Annotated in this window: 14 protein-coding genes; 5 read left to right on the top strand and 9 right to left on the bottom strand. The window is 70.6% G+C overall.

Going from position 1 to position 12440, the window contains the following annotated elements:
* Positions 1-373 precede the first annotated feature (373 nt).
* Positions 374-1906, top strand: a complete 1533-nt coding sequence (locus E1287_RS08060; protein ID WP_131964215.1) for a Re/Si-specific NAD(P)(+) transhydrogenase subunit alpha — start codon at positions 374-376, stop codon at positions 1904-1906.
* A gap of 3 nt (positions 1907-1909) precedes the next feature.
* Positions 1910-3376, top strand: coding sequence for a Re/Si-specific NAD(P)(+) transhydrogenase subunit beta (pntB, locus tag E1287_RS08055; protein WP_131964214.1), 1467 nt, complete (start codon positions 1910-1912; stop codon positions 3374-3376).
* A 60-nt stretch (positions 3377-3436) separates the two neighbouring features.
* On the opposite strand, the gene E1287_RS08050 is transcribed toward pntB, so the two are convergent.
* A complete protein-coding gene (locus E1287_RS08050) occupies positions 3437-3985 on the bottom strand; it encodes a dihydrofolate reductase family protein (RefSeq protein ID WP_131964213.1) in 549 nt (182 codons plus the stop codon).
* A 102-nt stretch (positions 3986-4087) separates the two neighbouring features.
* On the opposite strand from E1287_RS08050, the gene E1287_RS08045 reads away from it, so the two are divergent.
* Positions 4088-4705 (top strand): TetR/AcrR family transcriptional regulator, encoded by a 618-nt coding sequence (locus tag E1287_RS08045; RefSeq protein WP_131964212.1) that lies wholly within the window; start codon positions 4088-4090, stop codon positions 4703-4705.
* Between the two features lie 265 nt (positions 4706-4970).
* On the opposite strand, the gene E1287_RS08040 is transcribed toward E1287_RS08045, so the two are convergent.
* The 8 genes from E1287_RS08040 to E1287_RS08005 all read right to left on the bottom strand — a co-directional run bounded on the left by E1287_RS08040 (position 4971) and on the right by E1287_RS08005 (position 11412).
* Positions 4971-5582, bottom strand: coding sequence for an isochorismatase family cysteine hydrolase (locus tag E1287_RS08040; protein ID WP_131964211.1), 612 nt, complete (start codon positions 5580-5582; stop codon positions 4971-4973).
* Positions 5579-5914, bottom strand: a complete 336-nt coding sequence (locus E1287_RS08035) for an extradiol ring-cleavage dioxygenase (protein ID WP_131964210.1) — start codon at positions 5912-5914, stop codon at positions 5579-5581. The genes E1287_RS08040 and E1287_RS08035 overlap by 4 nt, the downstream gene beginning before the upstream one ends.
* Positions 5915-5945: 31 nt before the next feature.
* Positions 5946-6794, bottom strand: coding sequence for a hypothetical protein (locus E1287_RS08030; RefSeq protein WP_131964209.1), 849 nt, complete (start codon positions 6792-6794; stop codon positions 5946-5948).
* Positions 6794-7678 (bottom strand): creatininase family protein, encoded by an 885-nt coding sequence (locus E1287_RS08025; protein ID WP_131964274.1) that lies wholly within the window; start codon positions 7676-7678, stop codon positions 6794-6796. Before E1287_RS08025 ends, E1287_RS08030 begins: the two co-directional genes overlap by 1 nt.
* 101 nt (positions 7679-7779) lie before the next feature.
* Complete coding sequence (locus E1287_RS08020) at positions 7780-8778, bottom strand: ABC transporter substrate-binding protein (protein WP_131964208.1); 999 nt, start codon at positions 8776-8778, stop codon at positions 7780-7782.
* A 194-nt stretch (positions 8779-8972) separates the two neighbouring features.
* On the bottom strand, positions 8973-9824 hold the full coding sequence (locus E1287_RS08015; protein ID WP_131964207.1) for an ABC transporter ATP-binding protein: 852 nt from the start codon (positions 9822-9824) through the stop codon (positions 8973-8975).
* Positions 9824-10615: an ABC transporter permease gene (locus tag E1287_RS08010; protein ID WP_207934081.1), complete on the bottom strand. Its 792-nt coding sequence runs from the start codon at positions 10613-10615 to the stop codon at positions 9824-9826. Before E1287_RS08010 ends, E1287_RS08015 begins: the two co-directional genes overlap by 1 nt.
* Positions 10612-11412, bottom strand: a complete 801-nt coding sequence (locus E1287_RS08005; RefSeq protein WP_131964206.1) for an ABC transporter permease — start codon at positions 11410-11412, stop codon at positions 10612-10614. Before E1287_RS08005 ends, E1287_RS08010 begins: the two co-directional genes overlap by 4 nt.
* Before the next feature lie 7 nt (positions 11413-11419).
* On the opposite strand from E1287_RS08005, the gene E1287_RS43595 reads away from it, so the two are divergent.
* Together E1287_RS43595 and E1287_RS43590 are read left to right on the top strand one after the other, a co-directional pair.
* On the top strand, positions 11420-11716 hold the full coding sequence (locus E1287_RS43595; RefSeq protein ID WP_165968923.1) for a hypothetical protein: 297 nt from the start codon (positions 11420-11422) through the stop codon (positions 11714-11716).
* Positions 11713-12417, top strand: coding sequence for an FCD domain-containing protein (locus tag E1287_RS43590; protein ID WP_165968922.1), 705 nt, complete (start codon positions 11713-11715; stop codon positions 12415-12417). Before E1287_RS43595 ends, E1287_RS43590 begins: the two co-directional genes overlap by 4 nt.
* Positions 12418-12440 lie beyond the last annotated feature (23 nt).

Raw genomic sequence — 12440 nt, 5'->3', positions numbered from 1 at the left:
CCAAGCCGTCTCAAAGAAGAGAAACCGGTGTCGTTATCCGCCGACGCCCGTCCGTCCCGTTGTCAGGTTTTGTCGCCGGCCCGTCCCGCCGCTGTCGCTCCCCCGTCGCGCCTCCGTCGCGCGACGGGGAGGGCTGAGCGCGTCCTTCTCGTCACTGTCCGCAGCGGCACTTATTCCAAGTGCCCAAACTTTCATGGCCAAGACTGGCACACAGCGCAAAGCGGAAGCGGCCGTGCGCGTGGCAGAATTAACTTGATGTCGAGATACCCGACGCCGTCCGCTCGCCCGCGCCCGCACTGGCGGACGCCCCGCGGCGCGCTGCCCGTTCCGCGCCCGCAGGCCGCTGACGTGCGCCAGATGTGAGGTGGTTGTCATGATCGTTGGAGTTCTCAAGGAGGATCCGCCCGGCGAGCGGCGGGTGGCGGTGACACCGGACACCGTCACCCAACTGCAGAAGCTCGGGTACGAAGTGGTCGTCGAGCCCGGCGCCGGAGCCGGATCGGGCTTCCCCGACGACCGGTACGAGGCCGCGGGCGCGGCCATCGGGGACGCGGCCGCCGCCGACGTGGTGCTCGGCGTCAATCCGCCCTCCCCCGAGCGGCTGGACGCGCTGCGACCGGGCACCACCCTGATCGGCCTGCTGAACCCCCGGTTCAAGCCGGAACTGGTGGACGACCTCGCCAAGCGTCCGATCACCGCGCTGTCCCTGGACGCGGTGCCGCGGATCTCCCGTGCGCAGTCGTTCGACGTGCTCTCCTCGATGGCCAATATCGCCGGGTACCGGGCGGTGATCGAGGCCGCGCACGAGTTCGGGCGGTTCTTCACCGGCCAGGTCACCGCGGCGGGCAAGGTGCCGCCGGCGAAGGTGCTGGTCGCGGGGGCCGGCGTCGCCGGGCTCGCGGCGATCGGCGCGGCGGGCAGCCTGGGCGCGATCGTCCGGGCCACCGATCCGCGGCCGGAGGTCGCCGACCAGGTGCGCTCGCTCGGCGGCGACTACCTCGCGGTCGCCGAGGCCGATCCGGACGACGCCCCGGACACGGGCTACGCCAAGGAGATGTCGGACGACTACAACGTCCGCGCCGCCGCGCTCTACGCCGACCAGTGCCGTGAGGTCGACATCGTCGTCACCACCGCGCTCATCCCCGGCAGGCCCGCACCGAAGCTGATCACCGCCGAGATGGTGGCGACGATGCGGCCGGGCTCGGTGATCGTCGACATGGCCGCGGCCAACGGCGGCAACGTCGAGGGCACGGTGCCCGGCGAGCGGGTGGTCACCGCGAACGGCGTGATCATCCTCGGCTACACCGATCTGGCCGGACGGCTGCCCGCGCAGGCGTCCCAGCTGTACGGCACCAACCTGGTCAACCTGATGAAGCTGATGACCCCGGAGCGGGACGGCGTGCTCGTCCTGGACTTCGACGACGTCGTGCAGCGCTCGATGACCGTCGTCCGCGAGGGCGAGCTCACCTGGCCGCCGCCCCCGGTGGCGGTTTCGGCGGCGCCCGCGGCCGTCCAGCAGGAGCAGCGGGACGCCGAGCCGGACGCTCCGTCCCGCAAGGCGAACCCGGCGCTGCGAAGGCTCGGCGCCGCCGTCGCGGCCGCCGGGACGTTCGGCCTGATCGCGATCTCGCCCGCGGCGCTGCAGGTGCACCTGACCGTGTTCGCGCTGGCCATCGTGATCGGCTACTACGTCATCGGGAACGTCCACCACGCGCTGCACACCCCGCTGATGTCGGTGACCAACGCGATCTCCGGGATCATCGTGGTCGGCGCGCTGCTGCAGATCGGCACGGGGAACGCGGCGATCACCGTGCTCTCGCTCGCGGCGATCCTGCTCGCGAGCATCAACGTCTTCGGCGGATTCGCGGTCACCCGCCGCATGCTCGCCATGTTCGTCAGGAGCTAGGCGATGACGATCGCAACCACGGCGACCGCCGCGTACATCGTCGCGGCGCTGTTCTTCATCCGCGCGCTGGCCGGGCTCTCCCGGCACGAGTCCGCCCGCCTGGGCAACACCTACGGCATGCTCGGCATGGCGGTGGCGCTCGTCGCGACCGTCGCCCTGACCATCGACGGCGACATCGGCGTCCCCGCGTTCGCGCTGCTCGTGGCGGCGATCGCGGCCGGCGCGGTGATCGGCCTGAACCGGGCCAGGGCGGTGGAGATGACCGCGATGCCCGAGCTCATCGCGCTGCTGCACAGCTTCGTGGGGCTGGCCGCCGTCCTGGTCGGCTGGAGCGGCTACCTGCACGTCGAGCACCACCCCGAGGGGGCGGAGGCGGCCGAGCTCGCCCGCGAGGACATGCTCGGCATCCACAGCGCCGAGGTCTTCATCGGCGTCTTCATCGGCGCCGTCACCCTCACCGGCTCGGTCGTGGCGTTCGGCAAGCTGTCGGGCAGGATGAAGTCCGCGCCGCTGATGCTGCCGGGCAAGAACCTGCTCAACGTCGCGGCGCTCGTCGCCTTCGCCGGTCTCACGGTCGCGTTCGTCGCCGAGCCCGCGCTGTGGTCGCTCATCGCGGTCACCGCCGTGGCGCTGCTGCTCGGCTGGCACCTGGTCGCGTCCATCGGCGGCGGCGACATGCCGGTTGTGGTGTCCATGCTGAACAGCTACTCCGGCTGGGCGGCCGCCGCGTCCGGGTTCCTGCTCGGCAACGACCTCCTGATCATCGTCGGCGCGCTGGTGGGCGCGTCGGGCGCCTACCTGTCGGCCATCATGTGCAAGGCGATGAACCGCTCGTTCCTCTCGGTCATCGCCGGCGGCTTCGGCCTCGAGGCGCCCGCCGCGTCCGGCGGCGAGCAGGGCCGGCACCGGGAGATCACCGCCGACGAGACCGCCGAGGCGCTCGCCGCCGCCTCCTCGGTGATCATCGTTCCCGGCTACGGCATGGCCGTCGCCCAGGCGCAGGCCCCGGTCGCCGCGCTGACCGCGCGGCTGCGCGACCGCGGCGTCCAGGTCAGGTTCGGCATCCACCCGGTCGCCGGCCGCCTTCCCGGCCACATGAACGTGCTGCTCGCCGAGGCCAAGGTGCCCTACGACCTGGTGCTGGAGATGGACGAGATCAACGACGACTTCGGCGCCGCCGACGTGGTCCTGGTGATCGGCGCCAACGACATCGTCAATCCCGCCGCCGAGGAGGACCCGGCGAGCCCGATCGCGGGCATGCCCGTCCTGGAGGTCTGGAACGCCCGGCAGGTCGTCGTGTTCAAGCGCTCGATGGCCACCGGGTACGCGGGCGTCCAGAACCCGCTCTTCTTCCGTGACAACACCCACATGCTCTTCGGCGACGCCAAGGAACGAGTCGACGACATCCTCCAAGCCCTCAAAACCCTCACACCAGCGGTCGCCCGCCCGAAGGCGGCCTCGCGATCCTGATCAGCGCAGGGCGACCGGACGCCGCGCAGTACGCGGACGTAGGCCGACCCGCGCACGGCCTCAGAGGTCGTAGGTGTTGAGCAGGGCGCCTGAGGCGAACCTTCGGGTGTCGGTGAGGCGGAGGTCCCGCCTCGGGTACTCGCCGTTGAACAGCGGGGTCCCGCCTCCGAGGAGGACGGGGTTGACGACGAGCCGCAACTGGTCCAGGACGCCGAGGCCGATGGCGGCCGTGGCGGCCCGGCCGCCGGCGAACAGGGCGAGGTCGCGCCCGTCCTGCCGCTTGAGGGTGTCGAGCGCGGACGCCGGGTCGTCGCCGAGCGGGTAGGAGTTGTGCCATTCGGTGACGCGAAGGGTGCGCGACATGACGTACTTCGGCAGTTCGTGCATCCGGCGCCGCTGGGTGGCGGACACCTCGTCGCCGGCGGTCGGCCAGTATCCGGCGAGCTGCTCGAAGGCGGCCCGGCCGAACACCATCCCGTCGATCGACTCCAGCAGGGCGTCGATGTGGTCCTGGAACTCCTGGTCGGCGAACCGCCAGTCGATGTCGCCCTCCGGGTCGGTGATGTAGCCGTCGACCGACACGTTGATGTGCAGGAAAAGGCGCTTCACGGGGTCTCCTCACGAGTTCTTCTTGAATGGCCGCTCAAGAAGTTGATGCGAGCACCCTCGCAATTCTTGAACGCACTGTCAAGAAGTCGGTAGGATCCAGGCATGCCACGCACCGGACGACCGCGCTCCTTCGACGACGGCCAGGTCGCCGCGGAGGCCCTTGAGCTGTTCTGGCGCCGCGGCTACGCGGCCACCTCGCTCCGGGATCTCAAGGACGAGCTCGGCGTCCTGCCTGGCAGCCTCTACGCCGCGTTCGGCGACAAGCACGGGCTCTTCCTGCGCGCGCTGGAGCGCTATGTGGACGCGGCCCGGGAGCAGGCCGCCGAACTCAGCGGCGACGGGGCCGGCGACGGGGCCGTCCTGCCCCGGATCCGGGCACTTCTCCTGAGCGTTCTGGAGGGTGCGCGGGCGACCCCCGGACGCGGCTGCATGCTCGGCAACACCGCCGCCGAACTGCTCCCCGCGGACGAGACCGCCGCCCGGCTCGTCCATGACGGCTTCGGCGCGCTGGAGACCGGCCTGGCGCAGGCCCTCCAGATCGCGCAGCGATCAGGCGAGGTCCGTCCGGACGTCGACTGCGGGGCCCAGGCCCGCCTCCTCCTCGCGCTCATGCAGGGCCTCCACGTCGTCGCCCGCGCCGAACCGACTCCCCACCGCCTCGCCGACGCCATCGACGCCGCACTCGCCCCGCTGACCGGCGACCCCAAGACCACCGCCTAAGCCGGACGCACCAGGGTTCTTGACCGTGCCGCGGTAGACGAGGGGGCTTGGGTACGGCGCGGCTTGAAGTGGCCATCGGGAGGTGGAGACAGCGCCTGTTCCAGCGTGGTTCTCTACGACTGGCCCGGCGATCCGGGGCCGAATCGTCTGGGAATTGTCGCTCGGTATCTGGCTCGTCACCAAGGGCTTCCGTTCTGCCCCGCTCATCACGAAAACAGTGCCCACGCCCGACAAGGCATGACGCCGGGCGCGGCCGTCCGGACGGTCACGGTGAGGCGGCCGGGACGGTTTCGGCGAGCGCGGCGGCGGCGTCGCTGACCGAGCCGACCTCGGCGAAGACCGTGCCCATCAGGCGCAGGCTGCCGAGGTGGAGGTCGTCGACATATCCCGCGACGGCCTCGCGGGGCACGATCACCCGCAGGTCGTGGAAGAAGGCCTGGCGGACGGTCGACTCGACGCAGAAGTCGGTGCGGACGCCCGCGACCACGAGCGTCCCGACGTCAAGGTCGTGCAGGAGTTCCCGCAGGCCGGTGCGGTGGAAGGCGTCGAAGCGGGTCTTGATCACTTCGTGGTCGTCCGGCGCGCGGTCCAGCCCGGCGAGCAGTTCGGAGCCCCAGGTGCCGCGCCGCAGGCCCTGCGTCCGCAGGAACGGGCTGCGGTCGGCGAGCAGGCCCACGTCGGCGTCGCCGTCCCATTCCATCCGCACCCAGATGACGGGGCGGCCCGCCGAGCGGGCGGCGGCGGCGAGCGTGTTGACCTCGCCGACCAGTTCGTCAAGATCGCGGACGCGGAGTCCGGCCTGTGCGAACACGCCGTCGGGGTGGCAGTAGTCGTTCTGCATGTCGATGACGAGCAGGGCCGTCTGCGAAGTGCTCATGAATCGCCACCGCGCTCCGCCATGTAGGTCTCGTACTGGTCGCCCAGCAGCGACTTGATCAGCGCGGTCGCGGCCTCGGAGGTGCCGGCCTTCTCCCCCATGCCGTAGACCAGCCGTGCGAGCTGGGAGAGCAGGTACGGATGCAGGCCTAGCAGGAACAGCCGCCTGAAGTCGCGGGCCAGGATCGCCGTGCGCTCCTCGTCCGTGAGCGGGTAGCCGTCCAGCACCTCCTTCTCGGCGGACTCGAAGCGGGCGCGCAGTTCGCGGTCCCATTTCAGGTCCTGGACGAGGTCGTTGGTGCGCAGCAGCGGATCGAAGTGTTCGAGTGCCATGTCCGATGCGTCCATTCGGGTAGTCGGCGGGTCAGGACAGGTCCCAGCGGACGGCGCCGACGCCGCAGCGCCATTGCGGGACGGCGGCGTAGCCCAGGGATCTGCAGGGGCGCGGGCCGATCGCGCCCATGACGACCGTCCAGGAGAGCAGTTCCGCGGTGCCGCCCGAGCCGGCCTGCTCCATGCGCTCGAACGTGGCCTCGGCGAGGATCTTCTCGTGGTCGCCCTCGACCAGCAGGTCCATCCACCAGCGGTCGAACTTCTCGTCGATCTCCAGATAGCGCGGCCCGCCCGGCTCGTGCGACAGGCCGCCGGAGCCGAACAGGCCGACCCGCAGGCCCGCCGGGAGGCGGGTGCGGATGGCGTCGCCGAGAGCCGCGCCGAACGCGTAGCAGGCCCGTTCGTCCGGGATGGGCGGGACCGTGCAGTTCTGCAGCACGGGCACGACCGCCACACCCGCGTCGACGAGACCGGCGAGGGTGATCGGCACGGAAAGGTTGTCGTCGTAGCGCAGGTTCTCGTGGACGGCGCGGACGCGCGGCCCGGCCTCCTGCACGCTCCTGTAGAGGACGTCGGCGACGTCGGGACGGCCCGGCACGGCGTAGTCGGCGACGCGTAGCCAGGGCTTGAACCACTCGTCCGGGCCGGTGTGCCGTTCAGCGAGGCCGAAGGTGAAGTCGGGGTAGTCGCTGACCGGGGCGTTCTCCACATGGTCGTTGCCGATGATGAGGAGCACGTCGGTACGGGATCGCACGACGGCGTCGTGGATCTCGGCGTAGGCCGCGCGGACCGTGTCCCGGTCGGCCTCGGGCGCCTTGTCGAACCAGCCGGTGAGACCGGGAGTGTGGCTCGCGGCCACGGCGAGGCTGATCTCAGCCATCATTCCTCCGTCCGGGAAGGGTGAGCGGTCTGGGCGGGCGGCCGCAGGCGAGGCGGCCGCCGCAGGCGAAGCGCGATCGCGTCGGCGGCCTGCTCGGCGGCGAGTGCGTGGAGGCGATGCCCCTCTCCGGCCCCCGCCGCGGCGGGGTCGCCGAAGTAGCCGTCGGGGGTGACGCGGCGGGCGGCGTCGAAGCCCTGCCGCCAGATGGCCAGGTCGGACGCGCCCAATCCGCTGGGCTCCAACCGGGCGCGCACCTCCTCGCGCACCAGTTCGGGATGGGAGTGCATCATCAGGGACGTCTCCCATCGTCCGGCGTGCACGTCGGCCGGGCCGGGCGGCGGAGGCTCGTCCGGGCCGTACAGGGTGAGGGACGGGTCGTCCAGGTCGAGGCCGATGCGGCGGGCGAGTGCGGGCTCGGTGACGAAGCTGGTGTCCGCGGGCGTGCGGTCGCGGGCGGCCCGCACACCGTCGTGGATCGTGCGGTTGTGCAGGGCGTCGCCGTGGCCGGAGAAGCAGAACACGTGCCGGAACCCGTCGCGGGCCATCCCGGCGAGCAGATCGACCATGACCTCCCGCATCAGTTCCGGCCGCACGCTGTAGGACGCGGGGAACGACCCGGAGACCACGTTCACGCCCCAGTAGTAGGGAGGCATGATCAGCGCTTGGACGCCGCGCTCGGCCAGCAGCGCCTGCACGGCGCGCAGCCGGGCGCTCGGCACGTAGACGTCCGTGCCGGTCGGCAGGTGCGGGCCGTGCTGTTCGATCACCCCGAACGCCCACAGCAGCACCGCTCCCGATCGGGCGGCGTGGTCGACCTCGTACCAGGTCAGCTCCGCCAGCGTCCCGGCGAAGACGTCGCCGCCCTTGGCCTCGCCGCTGGTCATGGCCGCCGCTCCGGACGGTTCGCGTGACAAGTCCTGGCCAGCGGCCGGTCCGGCGGTGGTGCGCGGTTGTGAGCTCATGGTCGTCCCGAGGTTCGGTGGTGTCAGCGGGCGAGCAGGTCGTCCAGCGGACGGGTGCTGCCGATCAGCCCGGCGTCGACGGCCAGCTGGGCCAGCGGGGCGATCTCGTTCCGTCCCGCCTCGGGGTTCCAGCCGGGCAGCGTCACCTTGCCGCTGAGGCCGGCGTCCAGCTTGAGGTAGCCGTTCAGGGCGGCGCGGGCCTCGTCCGGGTGGGCCTCGGCGTAGATGAGGGACTCCTTCAGCGCGGCGGTGAAGCGCTTCACGACCTCGGGGTTCTTGGCCGCGAACTGCTTGGACGTGAACCACCCCGCGAACGGCAGGTTCCGGCCCATGCTGGCGTAGCTGACCGGAAGGGGCTTGGCGCCCTGTCCCTTGGCGATGGAGATGAACGGCTCGCTCATCATCGCGGCGTCCACCTTGCCGGAGTTCAGCGTCTCCGGCATGTTCGGGATCGGGACCTCGGTGAGCGAGACGTCGTCGGGCGACAGCCCCTGCTTCTTGAGGCTGGACTTCACCGCGACCTCGTTGATGCCCTTCAGGGTGTTGATCGCGATCTTCTTGCCCTTGAGGTCGGCGATCCCCTTGATCGCGGGATCGCGGGTCATCAGCTGCCCGGATCCGTCGTCCAGCACGTCGTCGGACGCCCGCGCCCCCACGGCGACCATCGTCACGGGGATGCGCTTGTCGCGGGCGGTGAACAGGCTGACCAGGTTGGAGTAGCCGAACTCGAAGTCGCCGCTCACCACCGCCGGGACGATCGCGGCGCCGCCCTGCGCGCTCTGCGTGGTGACCTTCAGCTTGTGCCGGGCGAACACGCCCTTCGAGATGCCGAGGTGCACCGGCGCGATGTCGATGATGGGGATGACGCCGAGCGTCACCTCCGCCGTGCCGGTGGCGCTCACCTTCGCGCCGTCTCCGGAGCCGCAGGCGGTGAGGGGCGTCAGGGCCAGCAGCGCGCCGGCCGCGACGGCGGTGCGGCGGCGGACCGGGCGTCCGCACCGGCCGCGGTGGAGAAAGAACATCTCGGAACTCCAGAGGATTCGGGGGTGCGCGAGGGGCGCGCGAGTCGATGTGGTCCGGTGCGGATGCGGGACGCCGACCGGCGGCGCCGGGAACGTCACCGGTGGGACGTGTCCGTCACGCCCAACATAATCCGCCTAATCCATATATTCAATAGGTCGAAACCATCTACGACCACGAGGCGCGGCGGACGCGATCAGGAGGCGCGGGCGGACGCGTCCAGGTCGGCGGCCTGAGCGGTCCCCGACGCGTCGTCCCGGCCCGCGTCGTCGCCGAGCTGGCGGACCTGGCGGTAGACGTGGCTCCGCAGGCGGGCGAAGTCGGGCAGTTCCTTGGTGGTCAGCTGGTCGCGGGGACGCGGCAGGTCGACGTCGATGATCTCCCGCACCCGGGTCGGCCGCGGCGTCAGCGCGATCACGCGGTCGGCCAGGTAGACCGCCTCGTCGATGTCGTGGGTCACGAACACCACGGTCACGCCGTAGTCGTGGCGCAGCCCGAGGGTCAGGTCCTCCAGGTCGGCGCGGGTCTGGGCGTCCAGAGCGGCGAACGGCTCGTCCATGAGCAGGATCTGCGGTTCGTACGCGAGCGCGCGGGCGATCGCCACGCGCTGCTGCATCCCGCCCGAGAGCTGCCACGGGTACTGCTTGCCGACGTCGGCGAGGCCGACGGCCTCCAGCGAGTCGCCGATCAGCTTCCGGCGCTTGGCACGGTCCAGCCGCTTGCGCCGCAGCGGGAACGCGACGTTCTCCGTCACCGACATCCACGGGAAGAGCGACCTGCTGTAGTCCTGGAAGACGATCGCCATGTCGTCGGGGGTGCGGTCGACCTTCCGGCCGTCCACGCGCACCTGCCCCTTCGTGGCGGGCATCAGCCCCGAGAGGCAGCGCAGCAGCGTGGTCTTGCCGCAGCCCGAGGGGCCGACCACGCACACGAACTCGCTGCGCGCGACGGTGAAGCCGATCTCGTCGATCGCGTGCACCGCCCCGGCGCCGCCGCCGTAGGTCTTGCCGAGGCCGTCGACCTCGAGGATCGGCTTTTCGTCGGTCATCAGGATGCTCCCTTTCGTGCTCCGTGGTGCCAGCGCAGCGCACGACGCTCGATGGTGCCGAAGGCAAGGTTGAACAGGTAGCCGAGGATTCCGAGCAGCACCATCCCCGACCACATCTCGGGGATCGCGAAGGTGCGCTGGGACTCCAGGATGAAATAGCCGATCCCGCGGGTGCTGGCGACCATCTCGCTGATCACCATCAGGATCAGCGACAGCGAGAGGGAGACGCGCATCCCCGCGAAGATCTGCGGCGCGGCGGCCGGGAGCACGACGCGCACCAGCCGGTCGCGACGTCCGACGCGGTACGCACGCGCGCTGTCGAGCAGCCCGGGGTCGACCCCGCGCACCCCGTCGATGGTGTGCATCAGGACGGGGAACAGGCCGACCATCAGGATGATGAACACCTTCATGCTCGTCCCGACGCCCAGCACGACGATGCCGAACGGGATCAGCGCCGGCGGCGGGATCGCCCGGACGAACTCGATGACCGGCGCCAGCGCCGTGCGCAACGTGCGCCGCAGGCCGATGAGGATGCCGAGCGGCACGCCGATGACGATCGACAGCGCGAACCCGGCGAGCATGTTGGCCAGGCTGGGGACGACGTCCGAGCCGACCCGCTCGAAGAGCCACGTGTCCTGGAAGACGTCGAGGATCGTCGTCAGCGGCGGGTAGAAGATGTTCACGCTGCCGGCCGACCACAGCCCCCAGCCGAGCAGGACGAGGACGGGCGCCCCGATCTGGATGCCGAGCAGCACCGCGCGGCGGTTCATCATGCCCCTCCCTGGACTCACTGGGCGCCTCCCTGGGTTCGCTGCGACGGATGCCACCGGAGCAGCCGCTTCTCGATGGCGACGAAGACCAGGTTGAGCAGCACCCCGAGCAGGCCGGTCGCGATGATGAACGCGTACATCAGCGGGAACCGTCCGCCCGCCTGGGCCACGGTGATCGACTGGCCGAGCCCGGGCGCGCCGATCACCAGTTCGGCGGTGACGCAGAGGATCAGCGCGGTGGTCGACGCCACCCGCAGCCCAGGGGCGATGTAGGGCACCGCGCTCGGCAGCACCACCGACCGCAGCGTGTCGAGCGGACGGGCCCGGAACGAGCGCGCGGTGTCGAGGGCGACCGGTTCGACGTCCCGCATCCCGTAGATGGTGGCGACGAGGATCGGCCAGCTCGCGGCGAACGTCGCCAAGAAGATCTTGCTCTGCATGCCGGTGCCGAGCACCAGGACGACGAGCGGGATCAACGCGACCGACGGGATCGGGCGCAGGAACTCGATGACCGCGCTGGTGGCGGCGTGCAGGACGGCGTTCGAGCCGATCGCGAGCCCGAGCAGGACCGCGATCACCACGGCGAGACCGAAACTGACGGCCCAGCCCTGCAGGGTCTCGCCGATGGCCGTCCACAGTTCCGAGCCGGTGGCCAATCCGGCGAGCTCCCGCAGATCAGCGGAGATGCGCGGAAACGTCTTCTCTGGCAGCAATCCGACTATCGTGGAAAGCTCAAGAACGGCCAGCACCGCCACGAGCCCCGCTGCGCCGAGAAGCCCATCGATGAACTTCGGCGTTCGCGGGAGTCGCCGTCTCATGCCAGGAATGATCGGCGTCGACATGGTCGAAGTCCGGGTCAACGAAAACTCCTTCTGGGGGCGGCTCCTCGTCGCCTCCCGCGTCGTCGCGCCGGCCGGGGTCGGCCGCACATCGTGGACCTTCGGGCGCGCCGGCGCACCGCGTACCGCTCGCATGGCCGGCGCGGTCGCCACCAGATTGCAATCCAGCCTCAAACTGAATATATTGAGCATGATGATTATCTGTCAAGATGTGACGGCTGTCCCTGTTGCCATCTTCCGGACGACCGTTACCCGACCCACATTCCTGGAGAGCGACCGGTGAGTCTTCCCGAGCGTCCTGGCCGCACCGAGTGGCGGCTGTCGCGCGCCGAGACCATCGCCCGCGAGATCGAACGCAAGATCATCGAGACCGCGCTGCCGGACGGCAGCCGGCTCGGCACCAAGGAGGATCTGCGCCAGGAGTACGGCGTCGCCGTCGGGACCGTGAACGAGGCGGTCCGGCTCCTGGAGATGCGCGGTGTGGTGTCCGCCAAGCCCGGCCCGGGCGGCGGGCTCTTCGCCCTCCGCACGCCGAGCCACGTGCGCGTCAACCACCTGATCCTCGGGCTGCGCGAGAACGGCGTGGCCAGCGCCCAGTGCCTGGCGGTCCGCGACGCGCTGGAGGAGCCCATCCTCATGGACGCCGCCGTCCACCGCACCGACGAGGACCTGACCGACCTGCGCCGCCTGCTGGAGCGCATGGACGAGCAGCGCGGCGACGCCGCCGGTTTCCTGCGCGCCAACTGGGCCGTGCACCGGCGGATCGCCCAGATCACCCCCAACGCGGTCCTGCGCGTCATCTACACCACGATGCTCGACATGATCGAGAACGAGATCGAGGAAGTCAGCTCCGACGCCCTCTTCACGGCGAGCAAGACCTTCCGCATCCACGTCGCCCTGGTGGACGCGGTCGAGTCCCAGGACCAGGCCCGCGTCCGCCGCGCCGTCCGCCGCCACAGCCCACCCACATCGGTCATCAACTGACCCGGATCCCCCACTCCCGCTCC

This window comes from Actinomadura sp. KC06 (assembly GCF_004348735.1).
Taxonomy (GTDB): Bacteria; Actinomycetota; Actinomycetes; order Streptosporangiales; family Streptosporangiaceae; genus Spirillospora.
Note: the sequence above shows the minus strand (reverse complement) of the source record. Positions and strands in the feature narration are given on the sequence as shown.